General features: G+C 48.0%; 19 protein-coding genes. 17 read left to right on the top strand and 2 right to left on the bottom strand.

Going from position 1 to position 15,860, the window contains the following annotated elements:
- The first annotated feature begins 1 nt into the window (after window position 1).
- The 8 genes from OCV59_RS09445 (at window position 2) to OCV59_RS09410 (ending at window position 8,376) form a co-directional block, all read left to right on the top strand.
- Window positions 2-706 carry an ABC transporter ATP-binding protein gene (locus tag OCV59_RS09445; RefSeq protein ID WP_147594242.1) on the top strand — a complete coding sequence of 235 codons (705 nt, stop codon included), beginning with the start codon at window positions 2-4 and terminating at the stop codon, window positions 704-706.
- 283 nt (window positions 707-989) lie between these two features.
- Complete coding sequence (locus OCV59_RS09440) at window positions 990-1,376, top strand: 4Fe-4S binding protein (protein ID WP_147594241.1); 387 nt, start codon at window positions 990-992, stop codon at window positions 1,374-1,376.
- 19 nt (window positions 1,377-1,395) lie between these two features.
- On the top strand, window positions 1,396-3,168 hold the full coding sequence (locus OCV59_RS09435) for an aldehyde ferredoxin oxidoreductase family protein (protein ID WP_147594240.1): 1,773 nt from the start codon (window positions 1,396-1,398) through the stop codon (window positions 3,166-3,168).
- Between the two features lie 338 nt (window positions 3,169-3,506).
- Window positions 3,507-3,746: a MoaD/ThiS family protein gene (locus OCV59_RS09430; protein WP_147594239.1), complete on the top strand. Its 240-nt coding sequence runs from the start codon at window positions 3,507-3,509 to the stop codon at window positions 3,744-3,746.
- Window positions 3,747-3,759: 13 nt separating this feature from the next.
- Window positions 3,760-4,464 (top strand): HesA/MoeB/ThiF family protein, encoded by a 705-nt coding sequence (locus OCV59_RS09425; RefSeq protein ID WP_262584285.1) that lies wholly within the window; start codon window positions 3,760-3,762, stop codon window positions 4,462-4,464.
- Window positions 4,465-4,466: 2 nt separating this feature from the next.
- The gene (mobB, locus tag OCV59_RS09420; protein ID WP_147594238.1) at window positions 4,467-5,108 is read left to right on the top strand and encodes a molybdopterin-guanine dinucleotide biosynthesis protein B; all 642 of its coding nucleotides are present in this window, start codon (window positions 4,467-4,469) and stop codon (window positions 5,106-5,108) included.
- A 109-nt stretch (window positions 5,109-5,217) separates the two neighbouring features.
- Window positions 5,218-6,450 carry a molybdopterin molybdotransferase MoeA gene (locus tag OCV59_RS09415; protein WP_147594237.1) on the top strand — a complete coding sequence of 411 codons (1,233 nt, stop codon included), beginning with the start codon at window positions 5,218-5,220 and terminating at the stop codon, window positions 6,448-6,450.
- 18 nt (window positions 6,451-6,468) lie between these two features.
- Window positions 6,469-8,376 carry a molybdopterin biosynthesis protein gene (locus OCV59_RS09410; RefSeq protein ID WP_147594236.1) on the top strand — a complete coding sequence of 636 codons (1,908 nt, stop codon included), beginning with the start codon at window positions 6,469-6,471 and terminating at the stop codon, window positions 8,374-8,376.
- Window positions 8,377-8,380: 4 nt separating this feature from the next.
- On the opposite strand, the gene OCV59_RS09405 is transcribed toward OCV59_RS09410, so the two are convergent.
- Together OCV59_RS09405 and OCV59_RS09400 are read right to left on the bottom strand one after the other, a co-directional pair.
- On the bottom strand, window positions 8,381-8,530 hold the full coding sequence (locus OCV59_RS09405; protein ID WP_262584284.1) for a hypothetical protein: 150 nt from the start codon (window positions 8,528-8,530) through the stop codon (window positions 8,381-8,383).
- A 124-nt stretch (window positions 8,531-8,654) separates the two neighbouring features.
- Window positions 8,655-9,362, bottom strand: a complete 708-nt coding sequence (locus tag OCV59_RS09400) for a 4Fe-4S binding protein (protein WP_147594235.1) — start codon at window positions 9,360-9,362, stop codon at window positions 8,655-8,657.
- A 191-nt stretch (window positions 9,363-9,553) separates the two neighbouring features.
- Between OCV59_RS09400 and OCV59_RS09395 the strand changes: the two genes are divergently transcribed.
- The 9 genes from OCV59_RS09395 (at window position 9,554) to OCV59_RS09355 (ending at window position 15,860) form a co-directional block, all read left to right on the top strand.
- A complete protein-coding gene (locus OCV59_RS09395; protein ID WP_147594234.1) occupies window positions 9,554-10,336 on the top strand; it encodes a putative ABC transporter permease in 783 nt (260 codons plus the stop codon).
- Window positions 10,337-10,421: 85 nt separating this feature from the next.
- Window positions 10,422-10,796, top strand: a complete 375-nt coding sequence (gene ylxM / locus OCV59_RS09390; protein WP_147594233.1) for a YlxM family DNA-binding protein — start codon at window positions 10,422-10,424, stop codon at window positions 10,794-10,796.
- Between the two features lie 4 nt (window positions 10,797-10,800).
- Window positions 10,801-12,141 (top strand): signal recognition particle protein, encoded by a 1,341-nt coding sequence (gene ffh, locus OCV59_RS09385; protein WP_147594232.1) that lies wholly within the window; start codon window positions 10,801-10,803, stop codon window positions 12,139-12,141.
- Between the two features lie 53 nt (window positions 12,142-12,194).
- Window positions 12,195-12,434: a 30S ribosomal protein S16 gene (gene rpsP / locus OCV59_RS09380; protein WP_147594231.1), complete on the top strand. Its 240-nt coding sequence runs from the start codon at window positions 12,195-12,197 to the stop codon at window positions 12,432-12,434.
- A 15-nt stretch (window positions 12,435-12,449) separates the two neighbouring features.
- Window positions 12,450-12,680, top strand: coding sequence for a KH domain-containing protein (locus OCV59_RS09375; protein WP_147594230.1), 231 nt, complete (start codon window positions 12,450-12,452; stop codon window positions 12,678-12,680).
- A gap of 100 nt (window positions 12,681-12,780) precedes the next feature.
- The gene (gene rimM / locus OCV59_RS09370; protein ID WP_262584283.1) at window positions 12,781-13,278 is read left to right on the top strand and encodes a ribosome maturation factor RimM; all 498 of its coding nucleotides are present in this window, start codon (window positions 12,781-12,783) and stop codon (window positions 13,276-13,278) included.
- A 48-nt stretch (window positions 13,279-13,326) separates the two neighbouring features.
- Entirely contained in the window at window positions 13,327-14,070 is a 744-nt protein-coding gene (gene trmD, locus OCV59_RS09365; protein ID WP_147594228.1) for a tRNA (guanosine(37)-N1)-methyltransferase TrmD, read from the top strand.
- A gap of 39 nt (window positions 14,071-14,109) precedes the next feature.
- Window positions 14,110-15,138 carry an HlyD family efflux transporter periplasmic adaptor subunit gene (locus tag OCV59_RS09360; RefSeq protein ID WP_147594227.1) on the top strand — a complete coding sequence of 343 codons (1,029 nt, stop codon included), beginning with the start codon at window positions 14,110-14,112 and terminating at the stop codon, window positions 15,136-15,138.
- A 20-nt stretch (window positions 15,139-15,158) separates the two neighbouring features.
- Window positions 15,159-15,860 (top strand): YggS family pyridoxal phosphate-dependent enzyme, encoded by a 702-nt coding sequence (locus OCV59_RS09355; protein WP_147594226.1) that lies wholly within the window; start codon window positions 15,159-15,161, stop codon window positions 15,858-15,860.

The raw sequence follows: 15,860 nt of genomic DNA, 5'->3' as shown, positions 1-15,860 counted from the left end.
AATGCATGTGGTTTTTGATTCCTTAAAAAAAGAATTTGGAGATAAAGTCGTTCTGGATACAGGATACGGAGAGATAATGCATGGCAGGAGTACTGCGATCATAGGACCTAACGGGGCGGGAAAAAGTACGCTGCTTTCTGTGATAGCCGGTATACTGCCGCAAACATCAGGAACTGTTTATTATGACGGCAGTATTGCTTTTCCACAGAATGATGTAAGTATGGTTTTCCAGGCTCCGTATATGATATCGACTACTGTAGAAAAAAATATAATATACCCTTTGAAAATACGAGGCGTCGATAAACGGGAGCGTGAAAAAAGAGCGGAATTCCTTCTTGCGGAGCTGGGACTTGAGAAGCTGAGGAAGCAGCATGCCTGGAAGCTTTCCGGCGGTGAAAAGCAGAAAGTCGCACTTGCAAGAGCATTATCATTCAGGCCGAAGATGCTTCTTCTGGATGAACCGACTGCCAACATAGACCCGTATACGACATCAGAAATAGAAAATATGCTGGATTCTACACGTGCAAAGGAGGATACAACTGTTGTTATAGTAACACATAACCTTGCCCAGGCGGCCCGGATGTGCGACAGAGTGATAATGATGTATGCCGGGAATGTGATAGAGAGCGGAGAGTGTATGAGTATGCTTAAAAATCCATCAGATGATAAGACTCGCAGATTTGTTGAAGGTGAGATCCTGGTATAAACAGTTGTTTTTATACAGCAAATAAATATCATTGACATGTTTTCAGAAAATGCGTTATAATTCCGATATAGATACGAATACTGCTCCGATTCCCGCCAGACACAAGCTGCCGGCTGGAACGTCAGGGTCGTGAGAGCGATTTTGCGGCCTGCCATTGTGCAAAGGAGAACCTTTCATTTGAGGAAAAGTATTTTTCCGACGGGTTTCTGATGCACTTTTTTTATGCCTGATATCAGAACTCCGGATCATATGTTGTTGTTTGGGAGTCAGGAAGGAGTAAAAAATGAAAAGACTTAAGTTCGATAAAGTTAAATGCATAGGCTGTCAGCTGTGTGCGCAGGTCTGTTCCGCCTATAAGGAGGGCGAATACATACCTTCGAAAGCGAGGATAGCCATAGAGACATATTACGATAAAGGTGCGTTGAAATATGCGGACCATTTCTGCATACTCTGCGGCATATGTGCGAAGAACTGTCCGACAGGCGCAATAACCAAGGGCGAATATATCAGTGTAGATTTCGACAAGTGCACAGGCTGCGGCATATGCGCAGAAAAATGTCCTAAGAAAGTCGTAAGGATAAGAGACGACAAGGCGTATATATGTGATACATGCAAGGGCGATCCGAACTGTGTGAAGACATGTCCGCAGAACGCGCTGACTTTTGAATAGGCTTAGGAGGTATAAAAAGATGACTATGCTTGGATATCAGAACAATGTGCTGAGAATAAACTTAAAAGAAAAAACGGCCTCCACAGAGCCTCTCAGAATGGACTTTGCGAGGAAATACATAGGCTCGAAGGGCCTTGCCATAAGATATATGTATGAAGAGCTGGAGCCGGGTATCGATGCTCTGGGTGAAAAGAACAAGCTGTTCCTCACGACAGGCCCGCTTACGGGAACTCCCGTACCGTGCTCAGGCAAGCTGTCGGTAGCGGCAAAGTCGCCGGCGACCGGCACGATGAACGACTGCTCGATAGGCGGCCATGCCGGGATCAGGATAAAATTCGCAGGGTACGATATGATAATCTTCGAGGGCATATCGGAGGAACCGTGCTATGTCGTGATAGAAGATGACAAGGTCGAATTCCTGGATGCAGGAGATCTGTGGGGAATTGGCTCGCATGAAGCTGAGGCGATACTTGCCGAAAAATACGGTATAGAATACAGTATAATGTCGATAGGACCTGCAGGCGAGAAGCTGAGCAATATGGCGTGCATCAACTCCGATTACTACAGGCAGGCAGGAAGAGGCGGCATAGGTGCAGTAATGGGTTCCAAGAAAATGAAAGCGATCCTGATAAAGGGAACAAAGGGCGTCAAAGTAGCGAATATAGAGAAGACTACCGACAGGATACTCGAGATACTTCACGAAGACGTTCTGCAGGAAGATAATACTTTCGTGTATGATGCGGGAACAACTGCATTCCTGGAGGCCTGCGGAGATGGAGGCATCGTACCGTACAAGAACTTCTCAAGCGCCAATGATCCTGAATGGGAAAAGTACAACGGCGATGTGCTGATGCAGTACAGAGAGGGCAAGAGAGGCTGCGGCAGCTGCGGACTCGGATGCGGTAACTTCCTCAAGATAGGGAATGCTATATGCGAAGGTCCGGAATACGAGACTATCGCAGTGGCAGGGCCGAATGCAGGGATAACAGATCCTGAACATATCGTCAAATTCAATGAAGTGTGCGACAACATGGGACTCGATACAATAAGTACAGGAGATACGATAGTATGGGCCATGGAAATGACTGAAAAGGGCATATACGATTTCGGCATCAGGTTCGGAGAAGCCGAAAAGATGATAGAGATGGTCGAGCTCATAGCAAGACAGGAAGGCGTAGGTGCAGACCTTTGCAGGGGAACTAAGTACTGCTCCGAGAAATACGGCGGCACGGACTTCGCGATGCAGGTAAAAGGACTAGAATATCCTCAGTACGAGCCGCGCGGCTCATGGGGGATGTCGCTTGCATACGCAGTATCAGACAGAGGTGCCTGTCACATGAGAGCATATGCGCCTAACGTGGAAGTATTTGCTGCTGCAATGCCTCCATATACTTCAGAGGGAAAAGGACAGATGGTCTACGAGCTTGGTGAATTCAATGCAGTGAAATTCTCACTGTGCATCTGCGACTTCTGGGGAACGATCACTTACGAGATCATGGCTGAGATGCTGACAATGATCACAGGTGAGGAATGGACGCCTGAAGAGATGGGTGAGGTCGGAAGACGTGTGCTCAACATAGGCAGAGCGTTCAACCAGAGAGAGGGCTTCAACAGAGCCGATGACACTGTGCCTAAACGTGTCATCAGAGAGGCTCTCGGCGGAGAAGGTCCGGCTGCGGGACAGAAAATACCGCAGGAGGCGTTCGAAGATATGCTGGATCAGTATTATGAAGTCATGGGCTGGAACAAAGACGGCACGATGCCTGAGGAGCTCATACAGTCGATACTGTAAAGCGCAGGCGGCGTGTATTCCGGGAGTGTCAAGGAGTATCACTGAATGAAACAAAGCCGGCAGGTATATCGGTGCTTGCCGGTTTTGGTGTATTTAAAAATACGGATCCATGGTACAATAGAAATACCGCAAGGGTATAACCTTTATGTCGGCTGACGCCGACAAATATATGAAACACCGCAGGGGTGTAACCTGATGTCGATCTCCGATCGACAAATATATGAAACACCGCAAGGGTGTAACCTGATGTCGATCTCCGATCGACAAATATATGAAACACCAAAGGGGCGTAACCTTTATGTCGGCTGACGCCGACAAATATATGAAAGGAGGAGTTTATGAAAGTCACGATAACTCTCAGGGGTACCTTAAAAAAGTATTTCGGAGAAGACAAGGAGCGAGTGTATGAAGTGCCGGAAGGCTGCACTTGCGACGAGGCACTGCAGATAGCAGGTCTCAATTACAGGGAGATAAAAAATTTCGGTTTCGTTTCGATCAACAGCAAGAGAGTGATGATCTACGACGAGCTTCATGACGGAGATCTGCTGAAAGCATTTTCAAAGGTGTCCGGAGGCTGACAGGTGAAGGATTATGATAGAAGAAAAGAAATTGCAGAGGCGTTATGAGCGCAACAGCATGACCATAACGCCTGAAGAAAATAAACTGCTTCGTGCGAAAAAGGTATGCGTCGCAGGATGCGGAGGCCTTGGCGGCGGTGTGATCGAAGGTCTTGTAAGGATCGGTGTCGGTACTGTCAGAGCGATAGACGGAGATGTGTTCGACGAGACAAATCTGAACAGGCAGGTACTTTCAAACGAATGCAATCTCGGCAGGAGCAAGGCTGAGGAGGCGGCTCTCCAGATGAAGCTGATAAATTCAGAGGTCAGGATAGAGCCGGTATATGCATTCATAGATGAAAGCAACGCTGCAGAGCTGATCCGCGGTTTTGACGCAGTGGTCGATGCACTGGATAACATATCCTCGAGAAAGATCCTCGAGCGAGCGTGTGAAGCGGAAAACATACCCCTTGTTCACGGTGCGATAGCAGGCTGGAACGGGCAGGTATCAGTGGTGATGCCGGGTGACCGGACTCTGGCTGCAGTATATGAAGGTGAAGAGGAGAAAGGCGAGGAAGTTCTGACGGGAAATCCGTATTTCACACCGGCAGTGGTCTCGGCCATCGAGGTCGCAGAGACGGTGAAGCTGCTTCTGGCCAGAGAAGGAAGCCTTATAAGCAGGATGCTCACCATAGATCTGCTGCACCATGAATACGAGACAATAGATTTTGGAGAGTAACGATGAGGATCATAATGATAAAAGGCTTCTCTAAAACCGGGAAGACGACCACAGTGGAACTGCTGATAAGAGAGCTTAGAAGAAGAGGATACTCGGTAGGCACGATAAAGGATATCCATTATGAAGACTATCGTGCCGATGTGCCGGGGACGGATACTTTCAGGCACAGGGAGAGCGGTGCATACCGGGTCACAGCGCTCGGTCCGCGAGATACTGCGATAATGATGGACAGCAGGATGGATCCTGAGGCGATACTCAAATATTACAAAGAAGATTTCATCGTCCTGGAAGGCGACTGCGGGATCAAATGCCCGACGATCATCACAGGCAGGACTGAAGATGATATCGACCGGAGAATGTGCGGCGAGGCGATCGCGATATCCGGAGTCATCGCCGGCAAAAAGCGGGAATACAGAGGACTTCCCGTCATAGATGCGAGAAAGGAAGTGGAAAGATTGGCTGATATGGTGGAAAAAGCGACAGAAAAATACCAGGAAGACATCGAAGTACAGCTGCTGATAGACGGCAAAGAGATCGGCATGGTGCCGTTCGTGCAGAAGACCATAGCGAATGTCGTGACAGGGGCGGTAAAGGCGCTCGACGGGTATGAGGACGGCAAAGAGATAGTGATAAAGATCGGATAATACACAGCCGGACGGGATCGACAGAGTCGAAGCCGTCATGAAAAACTGATCTGTAGAAAAAAGAGCTAGTCATATAGTATGTATATCAAATGCGAAAAGGAATGGAAAGATGCGTTTATTGAAAGTCGATAAGATAGAGGAGGCGCGCTGCAAGCTGCTGGAGGCAGCTGGTGAAAAGGTGCCGGATACTGAATGTACAGGTTTTATGGAAAGCTGCGGGCGTATACTGGCACAGGATATACCGGCGGCAGAAAACGTGCCGGGCTTCCGCAAGTCTACAGTCGATGGATATGCGGTCATGGCAAAAAATACGCAGGGAGTAACGGACAGTATACCTGTTTTTCTGGAAGTCGTCGGTGAGGTTTTGATGGGACAGTCACCGGGCATAGATATAAGAGACGGTCAGGCGGTATATGTGCCTACAGGCGGTATGCTGCCGGACGGTGCGGATGCCGTAGTGATGATCGAATATGTTGAAAAATTCGACGAGAACAGTATCGCAGTATATGATTCGGTGTCGCCGGGGAGAAACGTCATACTTGAAGGAGAAGACCTGGCAGACGGCGATGTATTCCTGAAAAAGGGCACTGTACTGAGACCGCAGGAAATCGGACTCATGCCTTCGGCCGGGATATCAGAGGTGCCGGTGTTCATGCCGTGGAGTATCTCCGTGATATCTACAGGAGATGAGATCGTCGCTGCCGGACAGGAAATGAAGAAAGGGCAGACACGCGATATAAATACGTATTCACTGTCTGCAGCTGCTGAAAAACACGGCTTCAGGATAACTGAGAAGACAGCTGTGAAAGATGGCAGAGAGTCTGTCAGAGAAGCGATACGGAAGGCTATGTCGTCGAGCGATGTCGTGCTTGTATCCGGCGGCAGTTCACAGGGAGAGAAGGATTTTACCGCAGAAGTTATGGACGAGCTTTCTGACGGCGGGGTCTTCACTCATGGAATTGCGATAAAACCCGGGAAACCTACGATAATAGGTTATGACAGTAAAAGCAGTACGATACTCGCAGGACTGCCGGGCCATCCCGTAGCCGCCCTTATGATATTCGAGCTGTTCATAGCCTGGCTCTACAGAAAACTGACAGGTCAGAAAGAACCGGTGAAGACAGCGGCACGCATGACAGAAAATATCGCGTCTGCAGGAGGCAAGGCTACATGCATACTGCTGGAACTCCGCGAGGGAGAAGACGGCATATATGATGCGATACCTGTTCTCGGCAGATCCGGGATAATGACGACGATGACGAGAGCGGACGGATATACAGTGACAGGAACAGATGCGGAGGGGCTCCGCGAGGGAGAGATCGTTGCAGTGACATTGTTCTAGGAAAGGGGCAGATACGAAATGAGCAGAAAAAGAAACCTGTATCTAAAGACGATCCCGGTAGAGGAAGCAAAAGAAAAGTATTTTGAACGCGTACGCGAGATAATACATCCGCAGAGCGAGACGATAAAGGTCATAGACAGTCTGGGACGTGTCACGAAGAAAGCGACATATGCCAGGTACAGTTCGCCGCTTTTCAACGCATCAGCCATGGACGGCATATCCGTAAAGGCTGGTGATACAGAAAGTGCATCGGAGACATCCCCTGTGATACTGAGAGAAGATCAGTATACTGTAGTAGATACGGGAGATCCCGTGCACGCACCGCATGATGCTGTGATAATGGCAGAAGACATAGTGGAGACCGAGGGTGGAGTCAGGATAACGGCATCGGCGTCACCGTGGCAGCATATAAGGCCTATCGGCGAGGATATCGTGGCAGGAGAAATGATCCTGCCGAGAAATCACAAGATCAGACCGATAGATATAGGTGTGCTGCTGTCTGCAGGAATACTGGAGATAGAAGTGATAAGAAAGCCGGCAGTTGCAGTTTTTCCTACCGGTACAGAGATCATAGAACCCGATGCAGAGATAGAAGAAGGCAGTATTATAGAATCGAACTCCAGGATGTTCGAAAACATGGTGACCGCACTGGGAGGTACTGCGCACAGATTTCCGGCTATAAAAGACGATTACGACGAGATACTGCACAAGGTCTCGGATGCTGCAGACAAATATGATATGGTGATCGTGAATGCGGGATCGAGCGCAGGGACCGAAGATTATACGGTGCACGTGCTCAGAGAGCTTGGAGAAGTGATAGTTCACGGCGTAGCTGTAAAGCCCGGCAAGCCGGTGATCCTGGCGATGGTGAAGGGCAAGCCGGTAATAGGACTGCCGGGATATCCGGTTTCAGCATATATCGGATTCGAAAATTTCGTTGAGCCGCTGCTCAATATTATGGGAAAACGCAGTGAAAGTCTGAACGAAAAAATAGATGCACATATATCAAAACGCCTCGTGTCCAGTCTGAAGCACAGGGAGTACGTCAGAGTAAAGGTCGGCAAGGTCGGAGACAAGTTCGTTGCAGCTCCGCTGGCCCGCGGTGCAGGCGCTGCGATGTCGCTGGTACGTGCAGACGGTTTCTGTGTCATAGAACAGAACAGCGAAGGTGTAGAAGCCGGAGAAAAAGTCGAGATCGAGCTTTACAGAAGCAGGCACGAAGTAGAAAACACAGTCGTGATAATAGGCAGCCACGATCTCATACTCGATGTCATCGCTGACATGGTGCCTGAAAAGCATACGGACATGTTCGTGTCGAGCACTCATGTGGGCAGCATGGGAGGACTGATGGCGCTGAAGCGAGGGGAAGCGCACATGGCCCCGATACATCTGCTCGATGAGACTACCGGAGAATATAACATTTCATATGTGAAAAGGATGTTCAGCGAACCGATGGCGCTGATAAAGGGTGTCAACAGGATACAGGGCATCATGGTCAAAAAAGGGAACCCTCTCGATATAAATGAGATAAAAGACCTCGCACGTGAAAGTGTGAGGTATGTCAATCGTCAGAGGGGAGCCGGAACGAGAGTTCTCCTGGACTACAAGCTGAAAGAGCAGGGGATCTCTGCAGATGATATATATGGCTATGATCGCGAGATGGCTACGCATATGGCAGTCGCCGCGGCTGTTGCAAGTGAAAGTGCAGATGCCGGTATGGGCGTGCTTTCTGCAGCGAATGCCATGGGGCTCGACTTCATGGAAGTAGCTTATGAGGAGTATGATTTTGCCATACCTGTGAAATACCTGGAACTTCCTCATGTGCAGGCTTTCATAGAGATATTAAAAAGCTCCGAGTTCAGGGAAGAACTGGAGCGGCTCGGCGGATACACAAGTGATGATTCCGGAAAAGTGATCCTTGTCTGATGGTCTAATTCGACAGGAACAGCGCCTTGACTGCGATCATGATGAAGAATACGATGATTCCGATAACGGCAGATTTCTTTTTGTCTGCGGTGAGCTTGCGTCCGATAATATAGCCTGCGAATCCGAGTATAAGAGCACCGATTATTGTAGTCATCTGGAACATATTTACATCCTTTCTGATAAACATCTGATAAATAGAAAAACCGATATGATAATTATATCGGTTTTTTTGTAAAATACAATGTTTAATTGTTTAAGTAAGGCTTGGTTGTGCTCTTTCAGCGTACGCTGCCGTCGATGCCGAGAGTCACTATTTCCACCGCGATGTCTTTGCCTGAAGCGGCGACGGCCTGTTTTACCGCGAACTCTATGCCTCCGCAGCAAGGGACTTCCATCCTCGTGACAGTCACGCTGCTGATATCGTTTTCACTGATTATCTGAGTCAGCTTCTCCGAGTAATCGATCATGTCGAGCTTCGGACATCCGATCAGTGTGATCTTTCCATCCATGAATTTTCGGTGAAAATCGCCGTATGCGTATGCGGAGCAGTCTGCAGCGATCAGCAGATCAGCTCCCCGGAAATACGGAGCATTCACCGGAGCCAGTTTGATCTGCACAGGCCAGTGTGTCAGCCTGCTCGAGATATCGCCGGCTTCGTCTTTGTGCGGCTCCTGCTTCTTCATCATGCCGTTGAATGCCTGAGAGAGACAGCCGCCCCCGTGATCGTGGGACTGCTTCTGCATGTGTTTCTTCTGCATGTTCGCTTTGACAGCCTCCTCGTCATATGCAGCGGCTTCGCGTTCTTCGAATGATATCGCATCGGCAGGACAGACCGGCAGGCAGTCGCCGAGGCCGTCGCAGTAGTCGTCGCGGAGCAGCTTTGCCTTTCCGCCGACCATTCCGATAGCGCCTTCGTGGCATGCTTCTGCGCAAAGGCCGCAGCCGTTGCACTTTTCTTCGTCTATACGTATTATTTTTCTTTTCATCTGACAGTTCTCCTTTGTATGTGATTTCCGATCCTCGGCGATGATACAGGCCGGGATCAAAACTGCATCTTCTGCATAAAAAAGCGTTGTTCATTTGCTTTTGTACCTGGATTTTAATATAATAATAGACACGTGTATGTTGCTGTTGCAACATAGGTTATGATTATTTATGAGGACGGGAGAGATTTAACGTGAATGATTTTTTGATTTTTGCATTTCTGTTTTTCATTGGAAGCTGTCTGGGGTGGTGCATGGAGCTCTTTTTCAGGCGTTTCATATCGAATAAAAATCCGGAAAGAGCGTGGATCAACCCGGGGTTCCTGACAGGACCGTACCTTCCGCTGTACGGGTTCGGGCTGTGGGGCATGTATGAGGTGTCGCGGCTGATAGAGCTGATGATGACAGGCATCATATATGTGGATGTGCTGATAATATTCGTCGTGATGGCAGTGGTGATGACGGTGATAGAGTACATAGCAGGACTCATATTCGTAAAAGGGATGAATGTGAAGCTCTGGGATTACACTGATGAAAAGCTCAACATACAGGGTGTCATATGTATCAAGTTCACAGCTATATGGGGAGCGCTGGGCACGGCGTACTTCTTCACGCTGAACAACCATGTGGAAAACTGGGTGGAATGGCTGTCGCATCATCTGACATTTTCGTTTTTTATCGGGATGTTTTTCGGAGTGTTCGCTGTGGACCTCGGCTACACGCTGCAGCTTTCTGCAAAGATAAGAAGATTTGCAGTAGAGAACGAGGTAGTTGTAAAGTACGAGGAACTCAAGCATTTCCTGCGTGAGCAGAGACTAGAGCTCAAGGAAAAGAACAGCTTCCTGCTGGCATTCAAGACGGACAGACCGTTCAGGGATCAGCTGCAGGGCTATTTTGAACAGAGACTGGAAACTAGGAAAAAGAAGCTCGAAGAAGCCAGAGATGATGTGAAGAACAAGCTTAAAAGGAAGGGTTGAAGAAAGTCGGAGACCTGTTAAGGAAAAAGGCTTGACACGAATATCGCGCTGATGTATACTGTCATGGTGCAATAAGGTGGAAACTATGAAAATAGATGAAATTACGCAGGCAAGCCTCCTGTACGATTTTTACGGACAGCTGCTTTCGAAGAGACAGAGCGAGGTAATGGAGCTTTACCATGAAGAGAACCTGTCGCTGGCGGAGATTGCGGCAGAGTTCGGGATAAGCAGGCAGGGTGTGCATGATGCATTGAAGAATGCAGAGAGAGCGCTGAGCGAGTATGAAGCGAAGCTTGGGCTGGTGGCGAAATTTCGCAGGAGCAGCGATGCAGTGCGTCAGATCGACAGCATGATCGACAGCACGATAGAACTGCTTGAGCGCGGCGGCGCGGGAAGTGCGGAAAAAGCTGCAGAAGATCTGAAAAAAGTAAAACATATAATAGATGAGTTGGAGGAATGATCCTATGGCATTTGAAGGATTATCGGAAAAACTGCAGGGCGTTTTCAAAGGACTCAAGGGAAAAGGAAGTCTGACGGAATCCGATATCAATACTGCGATGCGTGAGGTCAAGCTGGCGCTGCTGGAAGCTGATGTAAACTTCAAAGTTGTAAAGGAGTTCGTCGCAAGCGTCAAAGAGAAATCTCTCGGCAAGGAAGTTCTGGAGAGCCTTACCCCTGCGCAGCAGGTAATAAAAATAGTTAATGAAGAGCTGACAGAGCTCATGGGCGGAACGAACAGCAAGCTCACTTATTCACCTAAGGGATTTACGGTTTATATGATGGTGGGTCTGCAGGGTACAGGTAAGACCACTACCTGCGGAAAGCTTGCAAATTATCTCAAGAAGAACGGCAAGAAGCCTATGCTCTGTGCGTGCGACATATACAGACCGGCGGCTATAGATCAGCTGGAAGTCGTCGGAAAGACGGTTGATACACCGGTGTTCACGATGCGTGAGAGCAGAGAGCCGGAAAAGATAGCGCTTGCTGCCATGAAGGAAGCTGAGCGCCTGGGATGCAACGTGTTGATAGTCGATACGGCCGGACGTCTCCAGATCGACGAGGCGCTGATGGACGAGCTCGTTACGATAAAACAGGCTGTGAAGCCGCATGAGATACTGCTGGTAGTCGACGCACTGACCGGTCAGGATGCGGTGAACGCGGCAGAAGGCTTCAATGACAGACTCGGCATCGACGGCATTATCATGACGAAGATGGACGGTGACTCCAGAGGCGGTGCGGCGCTTTCAGCAAAAAAAGTGACAGGAAAGCCGATCAAGTTCGTAGGTATGGGAGAAAAGTTCGATGCGCTCGAGCCTTTCCATCCTGAGCGAATGGCGAGCAGGATACTGGGCATGGGAGATATGCTCTCTCTGATAGAAAAGGCTCAGGAGGACTACGACGAAAAAAAAGCCGCAGAGCTTGAGAAGAAGATAAGAAAGAACAAGTTCACTCTTGAGGACTTCCTCGAGCAGATGGGACAGATAAAGAAGATGGGCGGCATAGCGAAGATCCTGGATATGATGCCGGGAATCAACAGCAATGCCAAGAACAACATAAACATGGCAAAGAGCGAGCAGGAGTTCATGCAGATGGAGGCTATAATCCAGTCCATGACGAAAGCGGAGAGGGAGGATCCTTCGATACTCAATGCCAGCCGCAGAAGAAGGATCGCGGCGGGATCAGGCCAGCCTGTTTCCAAGATAAACCAGCTCGTGAAGCGCTACAACGATGCGAAAAAGATGATGAAGAGCTTTACGGGAAAAGGCGGAAACAGCCGATTAAATAAAATGTTCCGGGGATTTTAGATCTCTGTGAAATAAATAATAATACAGTCATGAATTTTTAGGAGGAAATAAAAATGGTTAAAATCAGACTTAAGAGAATGGGAGCTCACAAGAAGCCTTTCTATCGTGTAGTTGTTGCAGATATCAGATCACCTAGAGACGGCAGATTCATCGAAGAGATCGGATACTACAACCCGATGACAGAACCGGCAGATATCAAGATCGACGAAGAAAAAGCTAAGAAATGGTTAGGAAACGGAGCTCAGCCAACAAATACCGTGAAGACACTTTTCAAAAAGACCGGTATTTTATAGAAAGTGGTGAAATCAATGGCAGAATTGGTTAGTGCAATTGCAAAGTCACTAGTTGAACATCCGGAATCCGTTGAGGTTTCCGAGTCACAGTCCAATGGCACTACAGTCATACAGCTCAAGGTGGCTCCTGATGACATGGGAAAAGTCATCGGAAAGCAGGGCAGAATCGCCAAAGCTATTCGTACTGTCGTAAAAGCAGCGGCTACAAAAGCAAATATAAGAGTAGTAGTTGAAATAGTTCAATAGAGACAGATAAGGCACATGTATTACGTCAATATATGTGCCTGTGCTTTATTACACGCATGCTGACATGCATGCGCCATTATTTCGGGACAGGTGGATCCATATGGAAAAAATCAAAATCGGAAAGATAGTAAACACTGTGGGCCTTAAAGGCGAAGTCAAGGTCTACAATTATTCGGACAGTATAGAGATATATGAAACGATCGAATCTATATATGTAGAGGACAGGCTCACTGTCATAGAAAACGTCAGAGCTCAGAAGAACATGGTGATACTGAAACTTGAAGGCGCTGACGACAGGAATGCTGCGGAGGCGCTCAGAGGGAAGGAGCTGTATATAACGGAAGACGATCTTCCAGAGCTCCCGGAGGGCCAGTACTATGTGCGGGATCTGATAGGAATGAGTGTCACAGAGGAGGACGGAAATCTGCTGGGGCATGTTACCGATGTGCTTCAGAATACGGCACAGGATATATTTGAAGTTGAAAGTGAAAACGGAAAGAAGCTGCTGATACCAAAGGTAGATCAGTTCGTTTTGGATATAGATGCGGAAAAGAGGGAAATAACCGTAAGACTGATAGAAGGGATGCTTGATCTTTAGAAGTGAAAGCGGACTTTATGAGTTTCAGGGTCGTTTCGGGAGATTGTTATGAAAATAGATGTACTCACGCTCTTTCCTGAGATGTTCGTGCCTGTCACAGGCAGCAGCATACTGGGAAGAGCTGCGGAAAGCGGGATACTTGAGATAAATCTTACAGATATACGCGACTTCAGCAATGACAAACACAACAAAGCGGATGATTATCCGTTCGGCGGAGGCGGAGGCATGGTCATGATGGCAGATCCTGTCTTCGGTGCACTGGAGTCGGTGGAAGCGGAGCACAAAAAAGTGATATACATGTCTCCGCGAGGAAGGATACTGGATCAGGAGATGATACAGCAGTTTTCTTCGCTCGACGAGCTCGTGATACTCTGCGGGCATTACGAAGGGCTGGATCAGAGAGTGCTCGATCACTGGAGCATAGAAGAGGTCTCGATTGGCGATTACGTTCTAACCGGAGGCGAACTGCCGGCGATGGTTCTGATCGATTCCGTGGCGCGGCTGATACCTGGCGTGCTGGGCAATGAAAACTCGGCGATGGACGAATCGGTGTATTCGGGGCTGCTGGAGCACCCGCAGTATACGAAACCGAGGGAGTACAGAGGGCTGAATGTTCCCGAAGTGCTGGTAAGCGGAAATCATAAACTGATAGCTTTGTGGAAGTTCAGGCAGTCTCTTGAACTTACGAAAAAACGCAGGCCGGATCTTTTTGAAAAGTATGTGAATGAAAACAGAAATCTTTCAAAGGAAGAACAAAAAATACTGGAAGAAATAATGAAAACAGAAGGATAGCGCATTGCAAGCAGCAGACCTTTGGTGTAGAATAAAATAATGAAAATCAAACTCAGTAAGAAGACAAAAAAGGCAATATCTGTTTACATAGCGGCATTGCTTATACTATATATCGTTGTTGAAGTTTTACCTAAAGTGACGGACATCTTTGAGACCACGCAGGTGCTGGAACCGGGCACGCTAAAAGTTTCGTACGAGACTAAAGGATATTTTATAAAGGATGAATATATTGGCATAGCTCCTGAGTCCGGAAAAGTGCAGTATCTGGTGGGAAAGGGAACTGCAGTCAAAAAAGGGCATCCGGTGGTTTCGGTGGAGGCCGGTGAAAAAAGCAGTAAAGAATCCAGATTCAGCAAGTACACTGACAGGCTCAAAGGCTATGAAGGACTTTCAGAAGATTACAATGCGCCGATAAGCGGCGTGTTCAGTCTGACGATAGACGGCTACGAGGAATATTTCTCGATCGGAAACCTGGACAAGATAGAGCGCGACAAGGTCGAACAGCTGTCATACGGTTCGGTTTCACTGGAGCGTGATTCTGTTATAAAGGGCGAGCCTGTGTACAAAATCTCGGCAGATGACAAATGGTATGTGCTCTGCTGGGTGGGCAAGGATGTGGTAGAATCATATTCAGAGGGGCGAGGAGTATCGCTCGAGCTTCCCGAGGGCACTGTTGACGCGACTGTTTACAGTGTAAAGAAAGACGGCAGCGACTACAGAGTGGTGTTCTATCTGGATGTGTACTACAAGGCTTTCTGTGAAAGCAGAGCGGAGGACATGTCCATCGTTACGAGTGATAATGAAGGCCTTATAGTTTACAATAAATGTATAGTCGAGAAAGACGGCAACAAGGGTGTTTACGTCAAAGATAAAAACGGCGCATACATCTTTACAAGAGTAAAAATAATTTCGAGCGATGATAAGAAATCAGTGCTGGAGACATCGACGTTCTATGACGATGAAGGAAATCAGGTATACACCGTCGATGTATATGACGAGGTGCTCAAGCATCCGGCAGGCGCACTGAAGGAAGATCAGAAAAAAGAGAACTCTGAAAACGGCGGATGATCCAAAGAGGGGGATTAGCAATGGAAGACATAAGAGGAAATCTTGAGAAAGTCAGACAGCAGATAAGACAGTCCGCAGAAGGCTGCGGAAGATCGCAGGATGACGTCCTGCTGGTAGCTGTCAGCAAAACGAGGACTCCGGAAGAGATCAACATAGCGATAGAAGCCGGAGTGACTGATATAGGCGAGAACAAGGTCCAGGAGATAATGGACAAGTACGACGATATAAAGCCTGTGAGATGGCATATGATAGGGCATCTGCAGACGAACAAGGTGAAATATATCATAGACAAGGTCTCGATGATACATTCTGTCGATTCGTACAAGCTGGCTGCCGAGATAAACAAGCGTGCAGCGGCATGCGGTATCACGATGGATATACTGCTGCAGGTGAATTCTGCGCAGGAGGAAAGCAAGTTCGGCATATCCACGGAAGAGACAGAGGGTCTGATAATGCAGATACTCGACAGTTGTGAAAACATCAGGATAAGAGGTCTGATGTGCATCGCGCCTTATGCAGACGATCCCGAAGATATCAAAAAGTATTTCGACAGTGTGAAGGAGCAGTATGATCAGTTCAGCACTATCGATCATCCTAATCTTGATTTCAGATATCTGTCGATGGGAATGTCACACGACTTCCCGGTAGCGATAGAAGCCGGATCGAATCTTGTAAGAGTAGGAAGTGCGATATTCGGAGAAAGAGACTACAGTAAAGTTTAG

This window comes from Brotomerdimonas butyrica (assembly GCF_025567305.1).
GTDB classification, from domain to species: domain Bacteria; phylum Bacillota; class Clostridia; order Peptostreptococcales; family Anaerovoracaceae; genus Lentihominibacter; species Lentihominibacter butyricus.
Note: the sequence above shows the minus strand (reverse complement) of the source record. Positions and strands in the feature narration are given on the sequence as shown.

What these genes read in the sequence shown, in the direction of transcription:
- OCV59_RS09445 (WP_147594242.1), top strand. Translation starts at nt 2, where the DNA reads ATGCATGTGGTTTTTGATTCCTTAAAAAAAGAATTTGGAGATAAAGTC.
- OCV59_RS09440 (WP_147594241.1), top strand. Translation starts at nt 990, where the DNA reads ATGAAAAGACTTAAGTTCGATAAAGTTAAATGCATAGGCTGTCAGCTG.
- OCV59_RS09435 (WP_147594240.1), top strand. Translation starts at nt 1,396, where the DNA reads ATGACTATGCTTGGATATCAGAACAATGTGCTGAGAATAAACTTAAAA.
- OCV59_RS09430 (WP_147594239.1), top strand. Translation starts at nt 3,507, where the DNA reads ATGAAAGTCACGATAACTCTCAGGGGTACCTTAAAAAAGTATTTCGGA.
- OCV59_RS09425 (WP_262584285.1), top strand. Translation starts at nt 3,760, where the DNA reads ATGATAGAAGAAAAGAAATTGCAGAGGCGTTATGAGCGCAACAGCATG.
- mobB (WP_147594238.1), top strand. Translation starts at nt 4,467, where the DNA reads ATGAGGATCATAATGATAAAAGGCTTCTCTAAAACCGGGAAGACGACC.
- OCV59_RS09415 (WP_147594237.1), top strand. Translation starts at nt 5,218, where the DNA reads ATGCGTTTATTGAAAGTCGATAAGATAGAGGAGGCGCGCTGCAAGCTG.
- OCV59_RS09410 (WP_147594236.1), top strand. Translation starts at nt 6,469, where the DNA reads ATGAGCAGAAAAAGAAACCTGTATCTAAAGACGATCCCGGTAGAGGAA.
- OCV59_RS09405 (WP_262584284.1), bottom strand. Translation starts at nt 8,530, where the DNA reads ATGACTACAATAATCGGTGCTCTTATACTCGGATTCGCAGGCTATATT.
- OCV59_RS09400 (WP_147594235.1), bottom strand. Translation starts at nt 9,362, where the DNA reads ATGAAAAGAAAAATAATACGTATAGACGAAGAAAAGTGCAACGGCTGC.
- ylxM (WP_147594233.1), top strand. Translation starts at nt 10,422, where the DNA reads ATGAAAATAGATGAAATTACGCAGGCAAGCCTCCTGTACGATTTTTAC.
- ffh (WP_147594232.1), top strand. Translation starts at nt 10,801, where the DNA reads ATGGCATTTGAAGGATTATCGGAAAAACTGCAGGGCGTTTTCAAAGGA.
- rpsP (WP_147594231.1), top strand. Translation starts at nt 12,195, where the DNA reads ATGGTTAAAATCAGACTTAAGAGAATGGGAGCTCACAAGAAGCCTTTC.
- OCV59_RS09375 (WP_147594230.1), top strand. Translation starts at nt 12,450, where the DNA reads ATGGCAGAATTGGTTAGTGCAATTGCAAAGTCACTAGTTGAACATCCG.
- rimM (WP_262584283.1), top strand. Translation starts at nt 12,781, where the DNA reads ATGGAAAAAATCAAAATCGGAAAGATAGTAAACACTGTGGGCCTTAAA.
- trmD (WP_147594228.1), top strand. Translation starts at nt 13,327, where the DNA reads ATGAAAATAGATGTACTCACGCTCTTTCCTGAGATGTTCGTGCCTGTC.
- OCV59_RS09360 (WP_147594227.1), top strand. Translation starts at nt 14,110, where the DNA reads ATGAAAATCAAACTCAGTAAGAAGACAAAAAAGGCAATATCTGTTTAC.
- OCV59_RS09355 (WP_147594226.1), top strand. Translation starts at nt 15,159, where the DNA reads ATGGAAGACATAAGAGGAAATCTTGAGAAAGTCAGACAGCAGATAAGA.